This is a genomic window from Methylomonas sp. EFPC3, assembly GCF_029643245.1.
Classification (GTDB): Bacteria; Pseudomonadota; Gammaproteobacteria; order Methylococcales; family Methylomonadaceae; genus Methylomonas; species Methylomonas koyamae_B.
Window position 1 is genome coordinate 133,423 of the sequence record NZ_CP116398.1, and the last position, 20,591, is coordinate 154,013.

Here is a 20,591-nt window from a genome sequence, read left to right on the forward strand (position 1 = left end):
GGAAGTGAAAAGGATTGCGGGTTTACTCGGCAGCTTACGCCAGAATTTGAGCCAAAAAGCCGACGATATGTTGCCAATGGTCCCGCAAAGCCGGTTCGTCGTAATTTTCGATACGGCCGTCGAGATCAAGGACGATGACATCGCCGCGCGCCATGAACACTGCCGCCAAATCCTCTACCGGGCCAGCCGCCAACGTGCGGGTCATGGCTTCGCACGGGCCGAAGCGGGTCGGCGCCTGGAACGGCATAATATTGATTTCGGTGCCGAGTAAGCCTGGGGGATAACCCGCTTGTTCCAGGTCGAACTCCAAATGCTCGAAACGATAGCGCTGGTGCGGCCGGTGTCGGGCCAAGTCTTGGCGCAATTTTGATCCGATCTCGGCCAACGGCCGATCCCAGTCGTGCACAAACGGCAATGGCATCACGTTCATCGCCGTACAAGGCGTGCGAGCCGCCGCTCCGGACGCGCGCAGCATCGTAGTCAGGCCGAGGACCGCGTCGTCGCCGTGCCCAAATTGGGCCAGATAACCGGCAAATCCGGCAATCAACAATTCCGGCCAGCTCAAATCCAACTCCACGGCTCGGGTCTTGAGACGGGTGACCACCGTATCCGGCAGTACGCCGCCGACTCGGCGGCCGCGGCCGATGCCGCGTATCGGGTTTCGACACAGCGATTTGGGCGCCAATCCCACCAATGTGTCCAGCCAATACTGCCGGTCGGCTTCCCGTGCCGCAGAATTCTGATAGGCGAGGTCTGCGTCGACTACCGCCGCCAGATTGCCGAATTCGGCACTAACCGGACCGTTGCCGGCGACCAGTTCCGCGTAGCGGGCCGCGGTCCGGCGGGCGATCAATTGAAAACCGTAGCCGTCCAACAATAGATGATGGGCTCGATGCAGCCAGACGTAGCGCTCCGCCGCCCGCCGGTAGAGCCGGTGTTCGTAGAGAAAACCGTCTTCCGAGGCGAAGGCTTGGCGGGATTGGCGCGACAGTTCGGCCAGGAACTCGGTTTCGTCCAGATCTTCCGCCGCGACCAGCAGCGGAATCGGTACCGGGGCGATGATGGGCAATTGCCGCGGACCGTCGTCGGTGTCGATCAAACGGAACCGCAGCGAATCGGCTTCGGCCAACGTCGCATGCAGCGCTTCCATGAACAGCGTGGGTTCCAGCGGGCCGCGCAATTCGGTGTATTCGGCGGCATAAAACACGTCGGCATTGCCGGCGAGGTGCTGGCCCAGCAATACGCCGGCTTGGGCCTGGGTCAATGCCAATGGGGGGCTGTCGGGTATCATGAGCCGGCCGCTGCAATGGCCGAGCCACCCTGCCATAAACCGTGCCAGGCCGCCAGCGTCGGCGTCGGCGCCAGATCGCCGAAATCGGCTTGAAGTCCGCGTTGCCGCCAACCTTGCAGCAAGGTCATCAAAGCAATCGAATCCAGGCCCATCAACAACAGGTCGTCGTGATCGCCGAGCCGGTGGGGTTCGATTGCAATCGCCGCCGCCACCTCGTGGCGCAAGGCTTGCAGACTCGGATACGGTGAAGTCAATGCCGTCACGATGTCCTGGCTGCTGCAGACGCTGGCACAACGGCCGGCGGCATAGCGCAATGCGATACCGTGCTCCTCCCTGGAAAAGTCGGCCAGGGCGTCGCCGGCCAGAAACGGCTGAATATCCAGCATGAAGGCTTCCGCCGCCGTCATCAGACAACCGATGTGGGCATATATGCCGCAGATTACCAGTTGGTCCCGCGCCATGGCGCGCAGACGCTGTTCCAGATCGCTGCGCTTGAAGGCACTATAGCGCGATTTCGGCAGGACCTCGTCGCCCGCTTCGGGGACAATCGCATCGGCTATGCGCTCCAATGCCGCTTGCGCGGGCAGCCCAGGGCCCCAAAAATCGGTGAGAAGCGCGCGGTCGGCCGCCGATTGGCCGCCGCGCTGCGCGGTGTACAGGATCGGAACGCCATGGCTGCGGCAGGCGGCGATCAGCCGGATGCAGTTTTCCATAAGGGTAGGGATCGGCGCTAGGGACGGATCGTAGAAGTCGAGAAAGTACTGCTGCATATCGTGTACCAGCAGGACTGCTCGGCTTGGGTCCAAGTGCCATTGCACTTTGGCGGCAGGCAGTTCGGTCGGCATTTCGTAACTTGGGATATTGGGTATGCTCATATCGGGCTCCGGGTCTGTTTGATGGCGAGTTCCCGCAGTTGCGGTTTGGCGATTTTGCCGGGCGCCGTCAGCGGAAATCGGTCGAGAAATTCGATGCGGTCCGGGATTTTGTGGTTGGCGACTCCGCAGCGGTCGCGCAAATGCAGTTTCAGCGTTAGCGCGAGTTGACTCAGATCCTCGGTCGCGTTAGCGTCGGCCAATTCGATGAAGGCGCAACTGCGCTCGCCGAGCCGGGCATCGGGTACCGCCACCAGCGCAGCATTGCGCACCCTGGGATGGCTGAGCAGATAGCTTTCGATTTCCGCGGCGGCGATTTTTTCGCCGCCGCGGTTGATCTGATCCTTGGCGCGGCCCATGACCTGCAGATTCCCGTCCGGCCGGCGTCGCACCAAGTCGCCGGTTCGGAAAAAGCCGTCGGCGCTGAATGCGGTGCGGTTGTATGCCTCGGCGCGCCAATAGCCGCGAATGGTGTAAGGGCCGCGGGTCAGCAGGTGTCCGGTGGCGCCTTCCGCCACGTCCCGGTCGGCATCGTCGACGATGCGGATTTCGTCGTCCGGCGAGATCGGCCGGCCCTGGCTCTCCAGCACGACCGACGCCGGATCGGTCAGCCGGGTGTAATTGACCAGGCCCTCGGCCATGCCGAATACCTGTTGCAACCGGCACCCGAATACCGGTTCGACTCTGGCTGCCAGTTCGGGGGCCAGGCTGGCGCCGCCGACCTGCACCAGACGCAGGCTGATCAGGACTGGGCGGGTGCGTTCGACATAGTCCAGCCAGGCCAGCAGCAAAGACGGTACCAAGGCCACGTGGCTGACTGCCTCGGCGGCGATGGCGGCGCAAGCGGCTTCCGGCTCCGGCCGGCGCAGCAGGACGATACGGCCGCCGCTCTGCAAAGTGCCCAAGGTGCCGGGCGAGCTCAACGGGAAATTGTGGGCTACCGGCAATGCGGCCAGATAAACCGTATCGGCAGTAAAGTCGCAGATTTCGACGCTGGCGCGCACGCTATAGAGATAATCGTCGTGGGTGCGCGGAATCAGTTTCGGGGTGCCGGTACTGCCCCCGGACAGTTGCAGCAGGGCAATGTCGCCGGCTACCGGTGCCGCCAGCGTTCGCGGCTCGGCGTCCAGCGCGTCCAGCGGTGTGAATTCTGCGGCTGCGCCCACGACGATGACTTGGCGCAAGCTGGGCGCCACAGCCAAGATTTCCCGCGCCAGGACCCGGTAATCGAAACCGTCGTGGCGGTCCGGAATCACATAGGCGACGGCGTCCGCGTCCCGGCAAAATGCGCCGATTTCGGCGCGGCGGTGGCCGGGCAATGCCATCACCGGAATCAGGCCCATCCGGAAACAGGCGAAGCAGACCGTGAAAAACTCGGCGATATTGGGTAGTTGCACCACCAGGCGTTCTCCGGCGCGCAGACCTGATTGGACAAAGCCGGCGGCCAGTCTGTCCGCTGCTTCGTCTAAGTCGCGATAGGACCAGCGGCGGCTGCCGCAGGCCAGCGCGGTGCGGTCGCCGTGGCGCTGTGCCAGCTCCCGCAGGAAGGCCCCCAAGGTCTGGCCGCGCCACCAGCCGCGCGCGCGGTAGCGGGCGGCGAGCCGGTCCGGCCAAGGCACGAAGTCGGCGTCGGTCATGGTCGGCTCCCGTGCAAAGCGTCGAGCAGAGTCCGAAATTTTGCCGAGGTTTCGTCGACTTCCTGCCAGGGTTGCGAATCAGGAACGATGCCGGCACCGGCGTAGAGATTGGCGCGGTTGGCTTCGATTTCCGCGCAGCGGATCGTTACCGCCCATTCGCCGTCGCCGTTGGCGGCGCACCAACCCACCAAGCCGGTAAACAGGCCGCGGTCGAAACATTCCAAACGGGCTATCGCCTGGCGGGCCAGCTCGCGCGGCTCGCCGCAAACGGCCGGTGTCGGGTGCAAGGCACGCGCCAGGGTCAATGAACTCGATTCGCGGTCGCGCAGTACCCCGCGAATCCGCGTCGAAAGGTGCCAAACCCGGGCGGTTGCAATCAATTCCGGTATCGGCGGTACTTCGAGAGCGGAGCAAAAAGGACCGAGAGCGTCGGCGACCGCTTCGACTACCAGCGCATGCTCGTGACGATCCTTGGCCGAGTGCAACAGTCTGCGGGAGTGGCTCAGATCCTCGCCGGGATCGCGACTGCGCGGTGCGGTACCGGCAATCGGATTAGCCTCCAGATTGATGCCGCGGCGCCGCAGCAATAATTCCGGACTGGCGCCGATCAGGCGGCGGATGCTGCGGGTCTCCGACTGCAGATTCAGCGCGAAGGTGTAACCGGATAGGTTATTGGCGGCCAGGTTGCGCAACAGCCGGGCTTGGTCGATGTCGTGTTCGCCGACGACTTCCAGCATCCGCGACAGGACCACTTTTTTGAGTCCGGATTGCCGCATCATGCCGAGAGCTTGTGCCACCCCTTGTGCGTAGCGTTCCCGGGACGGCCGTTCTTGGGTCGCCGCACCGCCGACTGCCGGCCCCGCAGGTGGCGCGCCACGCCGCTCCAGGCGTCCGGCCAGCTCCAGACGTTCCGGAATGAACAACACTGCCGGCGCATCCGCTGCAAACGGCAGCGCGCCGACGGCAATGCTTGAGGCGTCGCCGTGCTCGCGGTTGAGGGCAAACAGGCGTTGCAAGGCGTCCTCCATGGATTGATCGGCGCCGGTATGCAACTGATCGCGGACGCCGATGCCGTGTAGTGTCAGTTCCGGCGTGGCCATAAAAAAACTGGAAGCGGTGCCGAAGCGGCTTAGCAGAGTGCCGGCGTCCGGTGTTACGCCAGCCTCGGTCAGCGCGGCATTGGAACTTGGAGTGGCGTGCTGGGTGTCGGTAAACATGGCGGTCAAAACTCCAGTCGGGCGGAAATGACGGCGCTACGGCCGGGGTTTTGTAGCGGGGTGATAAAGCCGACCGCACTGCCGGCGGTGTAGCGGTCTACGTATTCCTCATCGGTCAGGTTGTTGGCCTCGGCACGCAGCGTCAGACCCCGGTAAAACCGGGGTTGCCATTGGGCGAATAGGTTATAGACGTGGTAACCCTCCAAATCTCGGTTGCCTGACTCCGGTGCGTAGCGGTATTTCAAGGCGATTTCCGAGCTGACACCGGCTTTTACCCCTAATTCGGGCCAAGCATAGGCGGCGTGCAATTTGATAATTTCGCCGACCGGGGAACCCAGATAGAAGGCTAAGGTACCTAGCTGCGAATCATCGTAAGTGACCTCGGTGTTGGTGTAATGGGCGCCGAAATCAGCATCCGCCAGTTGGTAAGCGGCACCGAGGTTAAAGCCTTCGGTTTTCACCGCCTGGCCGTTGATGCGCGTGAAACTGTCTTCGCCTTCGAGATAGGCTGGCGTATTTTGGATGCGGGTTGAAAACACTTCGCCGTCCAACTTAATCCCGGCAACGACGTAACTCACTCCGGCTTTGGCATTGGTGGCGCGTTGCGCGGCAACGCCGGCGGAATAGTTTGCGTAGGGCATCGTGTGAAATATCGCCGCTTCCGCGAGCTGGATGCCGCCGAAGACATAGGAATAACTGCCGCTCAAGGTCAGATCGGGCAGCGGAGTGATGCCGAGCGCGACATTGGGGCTGGCGCCGGTACTTTCAAAGTGTTTGTGGTCGACCGAATCGAATTCCTGCGAATCGATACGCAGACCGCCGGATAGTTTCAGCCAGTCCAGCGGCTGGCTGCGCAGTTGGGCAAATCCGCCCAGATTGCGGGCGGTTTCGGTAAACATAGCGTCCCGGAAGTTATCGGTCTGAGCGTGGTCGTTGTAAAAATCCATGCCGGCGGTGATTTCGCCGAGCGGGGTAGCGAATCGATTTTGGGCGGTGGCGCCGAAGCTCTCGATGGCAGAGTCGAAATATCCGGGCCGGAATCCGCCGTTGGCGTTGGGACGCGACAGGGCGGTATCGTTGTAATAGAACCGGATTTCCGGATCGTAAAATTTACCGGGTTGACGGTTGCTGTATTTGAAGTTGGCGGTACTGCGTTTGAAGATGTTTTCGGACAATAAGGTACGTCCGCGCACGGCGGCAAAATTGGCCCGGAACGGTCGAATCTCGTCGTCGGCCAGATGTTGGGCCGACGCTTCGAAGCGGTGGCCGCCAGCCGCCGTATAAGCGACTTTACCCAAGGCGCTGAGCAGATTGGTGCCGGTGCCTGGCACCGGGTCGCCATTGCCGGCGTCGTAATTGCCGCCTTCGGCATGGGAGGCATAACCCAAGGCTTCGACGCCTTGGCTGCGCCCGTAGGCCGCGCCGGATTTGGTAAAGGTATCCAAATTACTGGCGAAGCCGCCGCAAAGAAATGCGCCGTAATCTCTGCCGGGGGTCAACAGGTCGTCGACGTCCTTGGTCTCGTACCGCAGCGAACCGCCTAGCGCCGCCGGACCGGCGTCGGCCGCGGAGACACCGGCGTCTACAGTCACGGCCTTTAACATGCCGGGATCGAGCAGCAGGTTGGCGTTGTGGTGCCAAAGATTATTCGATTGTCTGGCACCGTCTATCTGCACGTTGAGGTTGGTTTCCTCGATCCCGTTAACGTAAACCTTTTGCGCGCTTTGGGTGGGGCCGCCGACGCCGACCGAAATGTTTTTCTCGAACACGTCTTTGATCGATGTCGACGGTGTGTCCTCGACCTGCTCGGTCGCCGGCTTCGATTTGGCTCGCTTCTCCGTGACTTTGACGGTTTCCATCACTATTGATCGATCGGAGTCAGCTTCGGCTGCGTTCGCCTGCGGCTGGTGCGCCGCAATCAATGCAAGTGCGGTTAACTGGAGGGGATTTCTAGCGCAAAAAAATGGGTGAGTTTTCATGGTTCGCCGTAAATAAGAATGATTTACATTAACGTTTGGTGTTTGCTATTATCCGGTCCAAAGCCGGTTTGCGCGTTTGCGGCGGAAGCAGATTGCTTTGCGGGCCGCTCAGACGGCGTCTTAGCCTGGATTTACATGGAATTAATCGGAAAATGCCTATGAATCGAACTCAGCCCATTGTTTCGCCCAAAATCGACTGTTCCGACTTGATCAGACCGGGTGTGGCCGAGCCGGGCGGCGCGGTCGCCGCCGAGGCTACCGGTGGGGCGCCGGTGGTCAGCGGCCGATTCCGGGAATTGCAATTGCGGCCGGACTTGTCGCTGTATGCGGCCGATGTCAGGGACGAGCTGGATTTGGAAGTCAACGACGTGTTGCAGCCGGGCTTGTTGTTGGTACTGCCGCTGAACGGCGAGGCCGATGTCTCGTATGGTGGTCGGCGCTTTCAGTTGGGCGGCCGTGGCGGAAGCGGTGGCCGGGAAGGTTTGATCCTCGGCTTGACGCGGCGGGAACAATTTATTCGGCGATTGCGGCCGGGCGCGCGCAGGCGGGTGGTGAGTCTGGCATTGGGCCAGCGCTGGTTGGCGGATCACGAAGACGTTTTGGCTGGCCATCCGGGGTTGGCGCGTTTACGCGGCACGCATCTTGCCGTGCAGCAATGGCGCTTGTCGGCGCGGTTGCAGGCCTTGGCGGGCAGCCTGTTCGAGTTGTTCGGGTCGACCGCACCGCTGATGAATTTATCGTTGGAGAGTCGTTGCCTGGACATCGCCGCGGAGGCTCTGGCCGCCTTATCCAGCGTAGACACCCGCGAGTCTTCGGGATTGCGGCCGCGCGAGCGGCGGCGCTTGGCCGAATTCCGTGCATTTCTCGATAGCGGCGAAGGCGACGGCTGGTCGATGCAGGCGTTGGCCGACCGGATTGGGATGAGTCCCAGTACCTTGCAACGCTATTTTCGGCAATACACCGGTTCCAGCGTATTTGCATACCAGCGCCGCCGCTTGCTGGAAGAAGCGCGTCGCGTATTGGAGCGCGACGGGGTCAGCGTCGGCGAAGCAGCACACATCGCCGGCTATACCAATGCCGCGAATTTTGCCACGGCATTTCGTCGCCAGTTCGGCGTCGCGCCCAGCGAATTACTGTTGCGGAGCCGGCCGGGTTTTGCGTAACGAGCGGAAGGATTTGCGCGGCGGTCAATCCGCCGGATGCGCGGCGTGTCGGCCGGTTGCGGCCCGTATAATCCGTGGCCGCACTCCACTCACAACACCAGAAGGCGCATGACCATGTCCGATTCAGAACATAACCGACATCGCCGCCTTCGGCAACTGACAGTGCGGGAGACCTTCAGTCTGGGCAGGAATCTGCGCCGCATCCGGTTTCAGGCCACGGAACCGCAAGACTTGGCCGATGCCGGCCCGGGCGCCCACCTCAAGTTGTTGCTGCCGGCTATCGCGGGCGATACGCCGCTCTCGGCTCAATCGGCCAACTGCGATCCGGCATTTTCCGCCGAAAACAACCCGATAGCGCGGACCTATAGCCTGCGCCGCGCCGATCCGCGCCGGCGCACGCTGGATATCGATTTCGTCATTCACGGCGCGGGTCCGGGCTCGCGCTGGGCAAGCCGTGCCGAAATCGGCCACAGCGTCGGTTTGGTCGGCGTCGGCGGACCCCGCTTATTTCGACCGGAGGCCGAGTTTCATCTGTTGGCCGGCGATTTGTCGGCGTTACCGGCAATCGCCGCGGTACTCGAAGCCTTGCCGGATTCGGCCGTGGGTGCGGCATTGATCGAGATCGCCGATGTTGCCGACCAATTGAGTTTGCAACATCCGCCCGGACTGACGCCGTATTGGTTGCATTCGCATGCGGCTTCCGGCTTGGCGGCGGCCGTCGGCCGAACCCAGTGGCCGGCCGGAGCCGATGTGTTTGCCACCGTAGCCGGAGAAAACGACGCGGTGTTGGCCATCAGAGCCCATCTGCTGCGGGAGCGCGGCTTGCCGTTGTCTGCGATGTATGCCGTGCCGTACTGGCGGCGGGGCCGTAGCGAAGAACAGTACCACGACGAGCGGCATCGCTCGCTGGAGGCGTGCCGATGAAAACCGCTGCGGCTGGCGCCTTACTGGCGTTGATTTTGGCGCTCGGGGCTTGCGGGCGGGAACAGCAAACCAGCGCACCGCCGGTAACGGCGCGCGAAATCGCCGACGCTTACGGCCGCAAGGTGGCAGTGCCCGCGACCGCGCAACGGGTTGTGGTACTGAGCGAATTGGATTTGGATGCGGCGTTGGCGCTCCAGGTCACTCCGGCGGGAGCCGTCAACGGCCGTGGCAGTGACCGGCCGCCGGCTTATCTGGAAAAATATACCGGTGCGGTAGCCAGCGTCGGCGATTTTGCCCAACCCTCGCTGGACCGGATTGTCGCGCTGCAACCGGATCTGATCCTGGCCGGCGGCCAAAGCGATCCGGCTATGCTGGAGCAATTGGCGGCGATCGCGCCGATGGTGGTCAGTTTTTATCCCGGCGAACCCTGGCAAGACAGCCTGCAGCGGATTGCCGTCGCGTTGGGGCGGCCACAAGCCTGCGAGCCGTTGTTGCAGGCTTACCGGGCGCGGGTCGGCAAGTTGCGCGCGGCGCTGAGCGGGCACCGCGGCGAATCTGTCAGCATCGTTCGCCTGACGCCTAACGGTCCAATGTATATGCTCGGCGAAGCTTTTGCCGGACGGGTATTGGCCGATCTCGATTTGACCAGACCGCCGGCCCAACGCCAAGCGGGCGCCGGACATGGACCGCCATTGAGCCGGGAAATGCTGGCGGATATCGACGGCGATTGGCTATTCATCGGCAACTTTTCGCCCGATCCGCGCGGCGTGGCCGCCTTGCGCGACGAGCCGGCTTTCGCCGAACTGCGCGCCGTCAAAACAGGTCGGGTGCGCGAGGTCGATGCGGCGTTGTGGACGGTCGTTGGCGGGCCGGTGGCGGCGCAAGCGGTACTGGACGATATCGAAGCGGCTTTTGCCGCGCGCGGCAACAGCTTATGAGCATGGCCGTTTACAAAGCTGGAACCGGTTACGCTCTGCTGTTGACGGCGGCACTGGCGTTGGCGTTAGCCACAATGAGCCTGGGCCCCGGGGAAGTGAATTGGCAAGACGGCCTCGACTGGTTGCTGGGCCGCGCGGCGGACGCACATGCCCAATTGGTACTGGTGGACTTGCGCCTGCCGAGGCTGTTGAAGGCCGTGGCGCTCGGTGCGGCACTCGGCGCGGCCGGGGTATTGTTGCAGGCGGCGACCCGCAATCCGCTGGCCGACACCGGTTTGCTGGGCGTGAATAGCGGCGCGGCCTTGGGCGTGGCGGGCGGGATTGCCTGGTTGGGAGAATCGGGACCCGCCGATCAAATCGGCTGGGCGCTGACCGGCGCCTTGGCCGGTTGCGCGCTGGTACTCTTTTTGGCCGGCGCCGGGCGAGGCCGCATGTCGCCGCTACGCATGGTGTTGGCGGGATTGGCCCTTGGGGCTACCTGTCAGAGTGCGACAGCCTGGATTGCGTTGGCCGGTAGCGCCAACTTGGACCGGTTCCGTTTCTGGCTGCTCGGCTCGCTGGCTCACCCGCACGCAGGACTGCTCGCGCCGGGATTGGTTTTGATCGGCCTTGGTTTGTGTGCGGCTGTCGCTCTGGTGCGGCCGCTATCGGCGCTGGTCTTGGGCGACGAACTGGCCAGCGCGCTCGGCTATCGTCCCGCGACTGTCCGGGTTTGCGCCGTCGGCGCCGTTGCGCTGTTGAGCGGTACTTCGGTAGCGCTGGCGGGCCCTATTTCGTTTTTGGGATTACTCGCACCGTATTGCGCTCGAGCGCTGGCCGGCGTCTCGCTAAAAGCCCAACTTGCCTACGCGATTCCGCTGGGCAGCATCGTGATGATGGCGGCCGATTTGGCCGCCCGACTGGCTATCGCACCTTTCGAAGCGCCGGTCGGCGCGGTGCTGGCGTTGATCGGCGCGCCGTTGTTGATCTGGATCGTGCATCGAGAACCTAACCTTGGCTTTAGCCCGCACGGAGCGGAGCGATGATTGCGTTCTCGCGTAGCGGTCTGCCGCTCCTGCTGTTGGCGCTGGCGTACGCCGAGCTGGCAGCGGGCCAGCCGGGTTTGAGTCCGGTGCAATTGCTGGACGGTTTGAGCGGCAACGGACCGGTTTGGCGTACCACTTTGCTCACCCAAATCAGATTGCCGCGCCTGTGTGCGGCATTCGTCGTGGGCCTCGGTTTGGGCGCGGCCGGCGCGTTGTTGCAAGCCTTGGCGCGCAATCGGCTGGCGGGGCCGGACGTACTGGGACTGAACGACGGCGCACTATTGGCATTGGCGCTGAGTTTGGTGCTGAGTCCCGCTGGTTTGCTGGGGCCTTGGTGGTGTGGATTGACCGGAGCGCTGCTGACGGCCGGGTTGGTGGTCTTGGCGGCGGGCGGTGTCGGCAGTCGCGGTTACCGGGTGTTGGTGGTGGGCTTGGGCGTTGCCGGTTTGTTGCGGGCTGGATTCGAGTTTGCATTAGCCACGCTCCCGGTGTTTCATGCCGCGGGTCTCTACGCCATCAGCGTGGGCAGCCTTAGCGGCCGCGGTTGGCCTCAGGTCGGGGTTGCCGCCGTGTTGTTGTTAATGCTGATGGCCGCAAGCTGGCCGTTGGCATTGAAGCTGACACTGTTGGGTTTGCATGACGACAGCATGCGCAGCCTCGGCGTGCGTCCCGGCCGGTTGCGCTTGGCGGTATTGCTGGCGGCGTCCGGACTGGCCGGCGTTGCCGCCAGCATCGGCGGGCCGATCGGATTCGTGGCGATTGCCGCGCCGACCTTGGCGCGGCGCTTGGCCTCGCAGGGGCAAGCGTTATTCTGGACGGCGGCCGCGATCGGCGCCGCATTGGTTGCGAGTGCCGATTTGCTCGGGCGGATATCGGCAGCGGCGGTCGAAATTCCGGTGGGCGTTGTTGCCGGTCTGTTGGGCGGACCGTTTTTACTTTGGTTGTTGATGCGGCCGGAGCCGCACGGAGCCGCATGATGGCCGAATTTCGAGTCGACAATCTGTCCGCCGGTTACGGCAATAAGTCGGTGCTACGCGACCTTAGCCTGTTGATACCGGCCGGACGCATTACCGCCATCGTTGGCGCCAACGGCTGCGGCAAAAGTACGCTGCTGCGCTGTCTGGCCGGTTTGCATCGGCCGGGCAGCGGACATATTTACTTGGACGACGAACCGTTGCCACGGATGCCGCCGTCAGAGTTGGCGCGGCGCGTCGGCTTTTTACCGCAGTTTCCGTCAGCGCCGTCCGGTTTGCGGGTCGAGGAATTGGTAGCGCTCGGCCGGCATCCGCACCGGAAATGGTTGCGGCAATGGTCGGATGAGGATGCGGACAGTGTGAGCGAAGCCTTAATTTTGACCGATTTGACCGAGCTTGCCGGACAGCCGCTGGATGTCTTATCCGGCGGCCAACGCCAACGGGCCTGGATGGCAATGCTGCTGGCCCAAGCGACGCCGGTACTGTTGCTGGACGAGCCGGGCAGTATGCTCGACCCGGGCCACCAGTTGGAATTGTTCGCACTGCTCAGAGTCTTGGCGGATGCGGGCCGGACCGTCGTTGTGGTCATGCACGATCTGGTCGCGGCGCGCCACGCGGATTGGCTGGTCGCGTTGGACAGCGGCCGACTTGCGGCTTGCGGCCCGCCATCCGATGTGTTGGATCGGGTCCTGATGCGTAGTCTCTACGGCATCGACAGTTATGTGCTACAGGTGCCGGACGGCAACCCGGTCGTTGTGCCGGTTCGGCCGGCCGATTGGCCGTTACCGGTTCCACGGCCGTTGCCGCAGCGGGCGGCGGCATCGGTAAAGCCTACAATCCGAGTCCCGGCGTTGGATGCCGAACGGCGCTTGGTGAGGCTGTTCGCCGTCCTTCAGTTCACGCTGTTACTCGACTACATGGTGCTGATGCCGCTGGGTGCGGCGTTGATGAGCGATTTCGATATCGGGCCGGCGCAGTTCGGCTGGGTGGTCGGTGTTTACACTTTAGCCTCGGCTTCGGCCAGCCTGGCCGGAGGGCGGCTGTTGGATCGCGGCGATCGCAAGCGCAGCGTGTTGTTGTTGTATGCCGGATTTGTCGTTGCGACCTTGGCCTGCGGTCTGGCGGACGGATTCGGGGTTTTGCTGGCGGCGCGAGCTCTGACGGGCGCTTGCGCCGGCTTGTTGAGCGCATCGATGATGGCGCTGATTGCCGACCGTATCGCGCCGGAACGGCGCGGACAAGCGATAGGCGGGGTCATGTCGGCCTTCGGCATTTGCGCGGTGCTCGGGGTACCGTCCGGGCTGTGGCTGGCGTCGCTGGGCGGTTGGCGAGTGCCGTTCTTTGCGGTGGCGGTGTTGGCCTCCGGTTGGTGGCTGATATTGCGCCGGGCTTTGCCGGCGGCGCCTGCCACCGCCGGCGCTGATACCGGACTTTTTACGCCGCGCCTGGCGCTGGGCTGGCTGTTGAGTTTCGGTATCGTCTTCGCCGGCTTTTTAATCGTGCCTTATCTGGGGGCGCATTTGAACGGCAGTCTGGGCGTCACGCTGCAGGAGCTATCCGGGCTCTATCTCGGGGCCGGTTTGGCGACCTTTGCCGCGGCCCGAGCCGTCGGCCTGGCCGCGGACCGTTACGGCGCGGGCCGCGTATTGGCGGGATTGATGCTCGCCAGCATCGTTCCGCATCTATGGCTGACCGGACTCGATCCGGTGCCGCTTCCGCACACCGCTTTGGCGTTTACCCTGTTTATGGTTGTGACATCGACCCGGGCGATTCCGGCGTCCGCTTGGCTGGTTAGCCGGGTGCCGCCGCCGCTGCGCGGCCGCTATCTGGCTATCAATACGGCCAGTACCGAAGCCGCGTCGGGTTTGGCGGCTCTGTGCGGCGGGATGATGACGACCGGCGCAACGGTCGGTTTATACCGCTTCGAGCGCGTCGGTTGGCTGGCCGCCGGCGTGACATTGCTGACCTTAGGCTTGTTGTTTTGGCTAAGCCGCCAATCCGGCACTTCCCGGCCCAGTGCAGTGGCGGCTTCGGTGGTGGGGCAAGGTTCAACCGTCGGCGAGGTTGCGGAATGAGCCGTAGCACACCCGTCGGCTCCCGCTTTGGGTTGCGTCCCGGCGTGGCGTTGGTGAGCGGCGCGGCCCAGGGCATAGGCCTCGCGGTTGCCGCCGCCCTGGCCGGTCATGGGCTTACGGTGGCCGCCGCAGACCTCGACGCTGTGGCCTTGCGCGCAAGCTGCGCGGTACTGCCGGGCTTACATCCGCTGGAACTGGATTTGCGCGATTGGGCGGCCATCGAAGCGGCGGTGGCGTCGGTCGAATCCGAACTCGGCGCGATAGAGTATTTGGTGAATGTGGCTGGCGTGCTGTATCCGGGTAGCGCGCTGGAGCTTAGCGACGCCGATTGGCTGCAGAGTTTCGCGGTCAACACCCATGGCGTGTTTGCGCTGAGCCGGTCGGTTGCGCAGCGGATGCGGCAACGGCGGCGCGGCGGCATCGTCACGGTCGGCTCCAACGCAGCATCCACGCCGCGCGTCGGCATGGCGGCCTATGCCGCCTCGAAGGCCGCTGCCGCCCACTATATGCGCTGTCTTGGGCTGGAACTGGCGGAATATGGGATTCGCTGTAACCTGGTCTCGCCGGGCTCCACCGAAACTGAAATGCAGCGCCGTTACTGGCTTAGCGGTGCCGGCAGCGCAGAACGGATCATTGCCGGGTGCCTGGAGCAACACCGGCTTGGCATTCCGCTCGGCAAGCTGGCGCAACCGGCCGACATTGCCGACGCGGTCGCCTTTTTGTTGTCGGATGCGGCCGGGCATATCACTTTGCAGGATCTCGTGGTCGATGGCGGCGCGACCTTCGGCTGACAATTCGGCAACGGGAGCCGCGTTCCATGCTTTAGCGGGCGGCGGGCGCGGTGCGGCGCTTGCTGCATGTCCCTAACCAGGCGATGGCCGAGCCAAACAACCAAACGGCGCCAGGAACGGGCACGACGGCGGCAGCCGATCGATATGCGGTTCCCGAGGCGCTGGCGAGCGTCTTGCCATCCGGCGCGCTGATACCGAAATAGGCGGTGCCGTAAAAATCGGCGAGACCATCGCCCAGCGCTTCCACACCGAGATAACTGGCGATGTAGAGTGGCACGTCATACGTGAACGGGATTTTTGCGGAATAAATATTACTGCCGTTGACCAACGGCTTGGCCTCGACCCAGGCCAATTCTTCCGGCGTCAGTCGAGCCAAGGAAACCGCTCCCGCCCCGAAGCCGGTGATGAAGGCTGGACCCGAGGCTGCCGCGCTAGGAGCGTCGCTGGTCGAGAATGGAGCTGTTGCGATTGGCGGCCCAACGGCAGCGCCGGCTAAATATCAGGGCAATGGTTCGGCATTAAACCCGGCAGGCAGCGCCGATAGGATTTTAGGTCCGGCGTTGCGAACATGAGCCGGCTTCAATCCGGCCGGCCAGCAAGGCGCAAAATTCGGCTTCCGGCAGCGGTTGGCCGAACCAATAACCCTGGGCTTCGTCGCAGGCGTTTTCCAGTAGGTATGCCGACTGCTGGGCGGTTTCGACGCCTTCGGCCACTACTTTGAGGCCGAGGCTGTGCCCTAGCGCGATGATGGCTTTCAGAATCGCGGCGTCGGTGGATTCCTGTTCCAGATTGCCGACGAAAGCCTTGTCGATTTTCAAGCGGTCTACCGGAAAGTCCTTCAGGTAGGCCATGCTGGAGTAGCCGGTGCCGAAATCGTCGATCGCCAAAGTCAAACCCAACGCTTTCAAACCGTGCAGGGTTTTGATGAATTGCGGGGTGTCGTGGACCAGGCAGGATTCGGTGATTTCCAGTTCCAGGGTGTGGGCGGCAACTTGGGTGGCCGCCAGGGTCTCGGCGATGGTGTCGATCAAATCGCGCTGGCGGAATTGGCGCGGCGAGACGTTGACCGCGACCGGCAGCGGCCGGCCCAGGATGTGCTGGAAGCGGTTGGCGGCCAGACAGGCTTGATGCAGCACCCAACGGCCGATTTGCTCGATTTGGCCGGTTTCCTCGGCGATCGTGATAAAACTCAACGGCGACACCAGCGGCGCATCGGGCGGTTGCCAGCGGATCAGGGCCTCGGCACCGCAAATCCGGCCGCTGGCCAATTCGATTTTGGGTTGGTAGTAGAGCAAAAATTCGGCATTTTCGATGGCATGGCGCAGCCGGTACTCTATCGCCATCCGTTCGGTCAAAACCTGGTTCAACTCGCGGGTGTAAAACTGGAAATTATTGCGGCCGAGTTGTTTGGCTTTGTACATCGCCGAGTCGGCATGTTTCAGCAGCGTGGCCGCGTCGTGGCCGTCGCCGGGATAGACGCCGATACCGATGCTGCAGGAGACCACAAACTCCAGGCCGTCGATGGTGCAGGGCGCCGCCACCGCAGCCAGGATTCGCTGCATGCTGTGACTGATGTCTTCGATCTTTTGCAGGCTGCACAGCAGCAGCACGAATTCGTCGCCGCCCAGCCTGACCACCGTGTCCGAGTCGCGCACGCACTGCGACAGCCGTTCCGCCATCACCACCAGCAGCGAATCGCCGACATGGTGGCCCATGCTGTCGTTGATGAATTTGAACTGGTCCAGATCGACGAAGGCCACCGCCAGAATATTGCCGTAGCGGGCGGCGAAATTGATGGCTTGCTGCAGCCGGTCGGATAACACCGTGCGGTTGGGCAGCCCGGTCAGCGTGTCGTGGGTGGCCTGGTATTCGATTTGCTGCTCGTAATATTTGCGTTCCGAGATGTCTTCCACCGTGCCTTCGTAAAACAGCAGCCGGCCGTCGCGGTCGCGCACTTCGCGGGCGTTCTCGGTAATCCAGATGATGTCGCCGTTTTTGCGGTAGACCTGGGCTTCGAAGTGACGCACTTCGCCGTGGGCCTGCATGATGTCGATATACTCGGCGCGTTTTTCCGGGTCGACATAGAGCTGGCGTTGAATGTCGGAAATGCTGTTGCGTAAATCCTGGATCGAGTCGTAACCGTAGATGCGGGCCAGTGCCGGGTTGAAATCCAGGTACTGGCCGCTCGGCGTGGTCTGGTAAATCCCTTCGATGGCGTTTTCGAAAATCGAACGGTAACGCGCTTCGGCGTCGCGGGCCGCTTGCTCGCTGTGTTTGCGCGCCGTCACGTCCTGAATGAAGCCTTCCAAAGCGACCAGCTCGCCGTGCTCGTTGAACAGCGGAAAACCGCTCTCCTGAACCCAGCGGATGCTGCCGTTGGCATGGACGATTCGGTATTCCAGGTCGAACTTTTTCCGGGTCCGGGCGGAGGTTTCGATCAGCTGGCGCACCCAGCGCCGGTCTTCCGCCAGGGTCAATTCCTCATAGGAAATGCGTTTGTTGAACAGCAAATCACTCGGCGCGTAGCCGGTCAGCGCCCGGCAGCCTTCGCTGACGAAGACCATGGTCCAGTCGGCGTCCAGCAGGCAGCAATAGACGATGCCCTGCAAATTGCTCATCAACATGCCGAGCATACGCTCGCGGTCTTGGATCAGTGCGCGCAATTTCGGGCTGAGGTGCGGCGAAAATTCGACCACAGCGGAAGCGGGTTCGGAGTCGGCTGCCATGCAGGTGTTCGGTGATTAAACCAGCTAGGTGACAAGCACATTTCGTACCTGCCCCAAAAGTCGGGCATTGGCGCCGGCAAATCACATCCGATCCCCGCTTTTCTGCTCGGTTATAGTGCTTTGGGCTTAATTTTGGGCAAAGCAGCGGCGTCATTGTTGGTGCGTGATGCGTCGGTCTGGTGCATTGTTGGCTGAGGGTGAGATGCATTTCACAAAAGCCGCTGACATTGGTAGTGGTACAAATCCTGCTCCCAAACTCCGCCGAGGACGCGGCAAATTCGCGGCTGCCGTTCCGTAACCGGTAACCTTGCAGGGATTGAACCACAATGAATGCACTGATCGAGAAACACACGCCCAAACTGCTGAATGCAATGGTCGACGTCAGAAATTTCGAAACCCGTCTGGCGCAACTGAACAATTGGTGGGGAAAAATCACACTGATCGGCAAAATCAACAGCCACAATGTCGCGCCGACCATTCTGGACGACATGGCGCGCACCCAGAACAAATTCGGCGAGTTGCAGCGCAAGCTGACGCGTAATCTGCTGGTGGAAAACTTGCAGAAACTGGTGTTGGACAATGCGTCGAAAGCGCAGGTGGCGATCGACCTGCTGGTGCGCAACCTGTTCGAGCGCACCGCCGATGTCGGCTTTCTGGCCACCGACGATGACATTCGGGTGTTTTTGGCTCAGGCTGAGCCGGAGCCGGAACAGGTCGGTTTCATCGAAAACCGGCTGCGCGAATACGTAAAAAAATACAGCGTCTACGACGAAATCGCCATATTCGATGCGCAAGGTCGGCTCAGAGCGCATTTGGACGCCGATAACCGGATCGAGGATACTGATCCGCTGGTGGCGGAGACGTTACGCAGTGATAGCCCTTATCTGGAAACCTTCCGTTACAGTGCGCTGCAAGCCGACCGCCGCCGCTCGCTGATCTATTCCTGCAAGATCACCGAAACCGACCAAAAAAATTCGCGGGTACTGGGCGTACTGTGTCTGTGTTTTCGGTTCGAGGACGAGATGCGCGGTATCTTTGCCGATCTGTTGGCGGCGGGCGACCGGGGCATCATTGCCATCCTCGACACCGAGCGGCGGGTGATTGCCAGCAGTAACGAACAGTTGTTGCCGGTGGATACCCGCTTCCATCGCGACGACGCGATCGGCCTGATCAATTTCCAGGGTCACGACTACATCGTCAATAGCCTGCCCGGTAACGGTTATCAGGGTTATTGCGGTTTGGGCTGGCGCGGGCAGATGATGACGCGGCTGGATGTTGCCTTCGGCCGCGAGACGGGCGGGTGCGGCGGTGCCGACTATAGCGAGATTATTGGTCAATCGGACAGCTTTCCGCAGGAGTTAAAGGAAATCCGTCAGGCTTCGGTCGATATCAACGCCGATTTGGGGCTGCTGGTGTTGAACGGGAAAATCGCTTCCGCCCGACAGAACGCGGCCGAATTCATGCCGGTGCTGGAAGCGATCAAGCAAGTCGGTACCGACATCGCCGGCATTTTCGCGGCGTCGGTGAATAGCTTGCAGGAAGTGACGGTGATGTCGTCGCACCTGAACAACGCCGGTTTCCTGGCGTCGCTGGCGGTCAACATCATGGACCGCAATCTGTACGAGCGGGCCAACGATTGCCGTTGGTGGGCCTTGACTTCGGCTTTCCGCCGTAATCTGGCGAAAGCCGAAATTAGTGCCGCCGAGAAGCGGCAAATGTGCGAAATTCTGGCTTATATCAATGCGCTCTACACGGTCTATACCAATCTGTATCTGTACGACGCCCACGGCGACATCGTCGCGGTATCGGACGCCACGCAAACATCGCTGATCGGTAGCAAGGTCGAAGAGGCCACCGGCTACCGGAGCGTCATGGGCCGCGTGGACAGTCAGCATTACGGGGTCTCCGGTTTCGGGCCGACCCGCTTCTATCAAGGTCGCCACACTTATATATATAACGCCGCGGTGACCGATCCGACCGATAACGGCCGGGTGGTCGGCGGAATCGGCATCGTATTCGACAGCGAGCCGCAATTCAGCGCGATGCTGCGGGAAATCCTGCCGCAGGAAGCCGGCGGTGCGCCGCTAAAAAACAGTTTTGCGGTTTTTACCGATCGCCAAGGGCGAATTCTGGGGCTTGCCAACCACAACCACTACCGCATCGGCGAGCGCTTGCTGCTGGACGACGTCCACTTTGCACTGAAAAACGGCCAGACCAGCTCGTCGCTGTTGCGCCACGAGGGGGCGAATTATGTATTGGGAGTTGCGGCCGGAAAGGGGTATCGCGAATTCAAAACCGCGGACGCTTACCGTAACGATGTGTTGGCTTTCGTTTTCATTCCGTTGTAAACGCGACGTTGCCCGGGCGCGGGCTTGTTTTGGCAACTGGCTGAGCAAATCAGTGGCGCTAATGTGTCCGTTTTAGCTATCTCCAACCTAAACCGAATCAGCACGAGCACCACCGAAGGAAAGTTACCTTGCAACTTGGCGTAGTCAAGTCGCGGCGTGTTTTCGGGTGGGGATGGCGGCGATCGCCTTCGGATGCGCAACGAGGGATACAGTCTTGACCGGACGCCAACCCCGTGGTTTTCAGCTTACCGCGTGCATCGACGCAGTCAAACCGGGAGCTTGCAAAAAAACCGGACGGACGCTGGCTAGCGTTCGTCCGACTGGAGGTTGCTGTTACCGCTGACTAAACAAAATTCGATGGGGGCTTTAAGGTTGTTGATGGTGCTGCATAGATTGACTCGGTGCGTTCCGCCGCCGGCGCATTGGCCGTAGCCAGAAACAAACCGACGATTATGAACAGCAGGCTGATGGCGCAGCGTTTCAATTCGTGCAGGCAAGTTGCCAATAGTTTGGAATGATTCATTTGCAGGCTCCTGGTGGCGCTAATGATTTGCCGGTGGCTTACAAGCAAGCGTTTCGGACCGGCCGCAGGCGCGGGGTCTCGGCTTTCCGTGCCAAATTTTGCTGGTAG

At 62.1% G+C, this 20,591-nt stretch carries 16 protein-coding genes; 8 read left to right on the forward strand and 8 right to left on the reverse strand.

The annotated features are described in order from the left end of the window. Positions 1 to 34 precede the first annotated feature (34 nt). From PL263_RS00625 to PL263_RS00645, 5 genes are read right to left on the reverse strand one after another with little or no spacing between them, the layout of a single operon-like run. Positions 35 to 1,291 carry a condensation domain-containing protein gene (locus PL263_RS00625; protein WP_278211209.1) on the reverse strand — a complete coding sequence of 419 codons (1,257 nt, stop codon included), beginning with the start codon at positions 1,289 to 1,291 and terminating at the stop codon, positions 35 to 37. After that, on the reverse strand, positions 1,288 to 2,166 hold the full coding sequence (locus PL263_RS00630) for an isochorismatase family protein (protein WP_278211210.1): 879 nt from the start codon (positions 2,164 to 2,166) through the stop codon (positions 1,288 to 1,290). The genes PL263_RS00625 and PL263_RS00630 overlap by 4 nt, the downstream gene beginning before the upstream one ends. Next, positions 2,163 to 3,800 (reverse strand): AMP-binding protein, encoded by a 1,638-nt coding sequence (locus tag PL263_RS00635; RefSeq protein WP_278211211.1) that lies wholly within the window; start codon positions 3,798 to 3,800, stop codon positions 2,163 to 2,165. The genes PL263_RS00630 and PL263_RS00635 overlap by 4 nt, the downstream gene beginning before the upstream one ends. Then, complete coding sequence (locus tag PL263_RS00640; protein ID WP_278211212.1) at positions 3,797 to 5,017, reverse strand: isochorismate synthase; 1,221 nt, start codon at positions 5,015 to 5,017, stop codon at positions 3,797 to 3,799. Before PL263_RS00640 ends, PL263_RS00635 begins: the two co-directional genes overlap by 4 nt. Positions 5,018 to 5,022: 5 nt before the next feature. After that, positions 5,023 to 6,876, reverse strand: a complete 1,854-nt coding sequence (locus PL263_RS00645) for a TonB-dependent receptor (RefSeq protein ID WP_278211213.1) — start codon at positions 6,874 to 6,876, stop codon at positions 5,023 to 5,025. 278 nt (positions 6,877 to 7,154) lie between these two features. On the opposite strand from PL263_RS00645, the gene PL263_RS00650 reads away from it, so the two are divergent. The 7 genes from PL263_RS00650 to PL263_RS00680 all read left to right on the forward strand — a co-directional run bounded on the left by PL263_RS00650 (position 7,155) and on the right by PL263_RS00680 (position 14,886). Further along, entirely contained in the window at positions 7,155 to 8,159 is a 1,005-nt protein-coding gene (locus tag PL263_RS00650; protein WP_278211214.1) for an AraC family transcriptional regulator, read from the forward strand. A gap of 114 nt (positions 8,160 to 8,273) precedes the next feature. Further along, positions 8,274 to 9,083 (forward strand): siderophore-interacting protein, encoded by an 810-nt coding sequence (locus PL263_RS00655; RefSeq protein WP_278211215.1) that lies wholly within the window; start codon positions 8,274 to 8,276, stop codon positions 9,081 to 9,083. After that, positions 9,080 to 10,021, forward strand: a complete 942-nt coding sequence (locus PL263_RS00660) for an iron-siderophore ABC transporter substrate-binding protein (RefSeq protein WP_278211216.1) — start codon at positions 9,080 to 9,082, stop codon at positions 10,019 to 10,021. The genes PL263_RS00655 and PL263_RS00660 overlap by 4 nt, the downstream gene beginning before the upstream one ends. After that, a complete protein-coding gene (locus PL263_RS00665; RefSeq protein WP_278211217.1) occupies positions 10,018 to 11,046 on the forward strand; it encodes an iron ABC transporter permease in 1,029 nt (342 codons plus the stop codon). Before PL263_RS00660 ends, PL263_RS00665 begins: the two co-directional genes overlap by 4 nt. After that, entirely contained in the window at positions 11,043 to 12,023 is a 981-nt protein-coding gene (locus tag PL263_RS00670) for an iron ABC transporter permease (RefSeq protein ID WP_278211218.1), read from the forward strand. Before PL263_RS00665 ends, PL263_RS00670 begins: the two co-directional genes overlap by 4 nt. Beyond that, positions 12,020 to 14,095: an MFS transporter gene (locus PL263_RS00675; protein WP_278211219.1), complete on the forward strand. Its 2,076-nt coding sequence runs from the start codon at positions 12,020 to 12,022 to the stop codon at positions 14,093 to 14,095. The genes PL263_RS00670 and PL263_RS00675 overlap by 4 nt, the downstream gene beginning before the upstream one ends. Next, complete coding sequence (locus PL263_RS00680) at positions 14,092 to 14,886, forward strand: 2,3-dihydro-2,3-dihydroxybenzoate dehydrogenase (RefSeq protein ID WP_278211220.1); 795 nt, start codon at positions 14,092 to 14,094, stop codon at positions 14,884 to 14,886. Before PL263_RS00675 ends, PL263_RS00680 begins: the two co-directional genes overlap by 4 nt. Positions 14,887 to 14,917: 31 nt before the next feature. Here PL263_RS00680 and PL263_RS00685 read toward each other — a convergent pair whose 3' ends face one another. Further along, positions 14,918 to 15,262, reverse strand: coding sequence for a hypothetical protein (locus PL263_RS00685; protein ID WP_278211221.1), 345 nt, complete (start codon positions 15,260 to 15,262; stop codon positions 14,918 to 14,920). 172 nt (positions 15,263 to 15,434) lie between these two features. After that, entirely contained in the window at positions 15,435 to 17,612 is a 2,178-nt protein-coding gene (locus tag PL263_RS00690; RefSeq protein WP_260839196.1) for a bifunctional diguanylate cyclase/phosphodiesterase, read from the reverse strand. 326 nt (positions 17,613 to 17,938) lie between these two features. Here PL263_RS00690 and PL263_RS00695 point away from each other — a divergent pair, with 326 nt between their 5' ends. Then, the gene (locus PL263_RS00695; RefSeq protein ID WP_278211222.1) at positions 17,939 to 19,960 is read left to right on the forward strand and encodes a cache domain-containing protein; all 2,022 of its coding nucleotides are present in this window, start codon (positions 17,939 to 17,941) and stop codon (positions 19,958 to 19,960) included. A gap of 343 nt (positions 19,961 to 20,303) precedes the next feature. Here the strand turns inward: PL263_RS00695 and PL263_RS00700 are convergent, their stop codons facing one another. Continuing rightward, positions 20,304 to 20,483 carry a hypothetical protein gene (locus PL263_RS00700; protein WP_140911112.1) on the reverse strand — a complete coding sequence of 60 codons (180 nt, stop codon included), beginning with the start codon at positions 20,481 to 20,483 and terminating at the stop codon, positions 20,304 to 20,306. Positions 20,484 to 20,591: the final 108 nt, after the last annotated feature.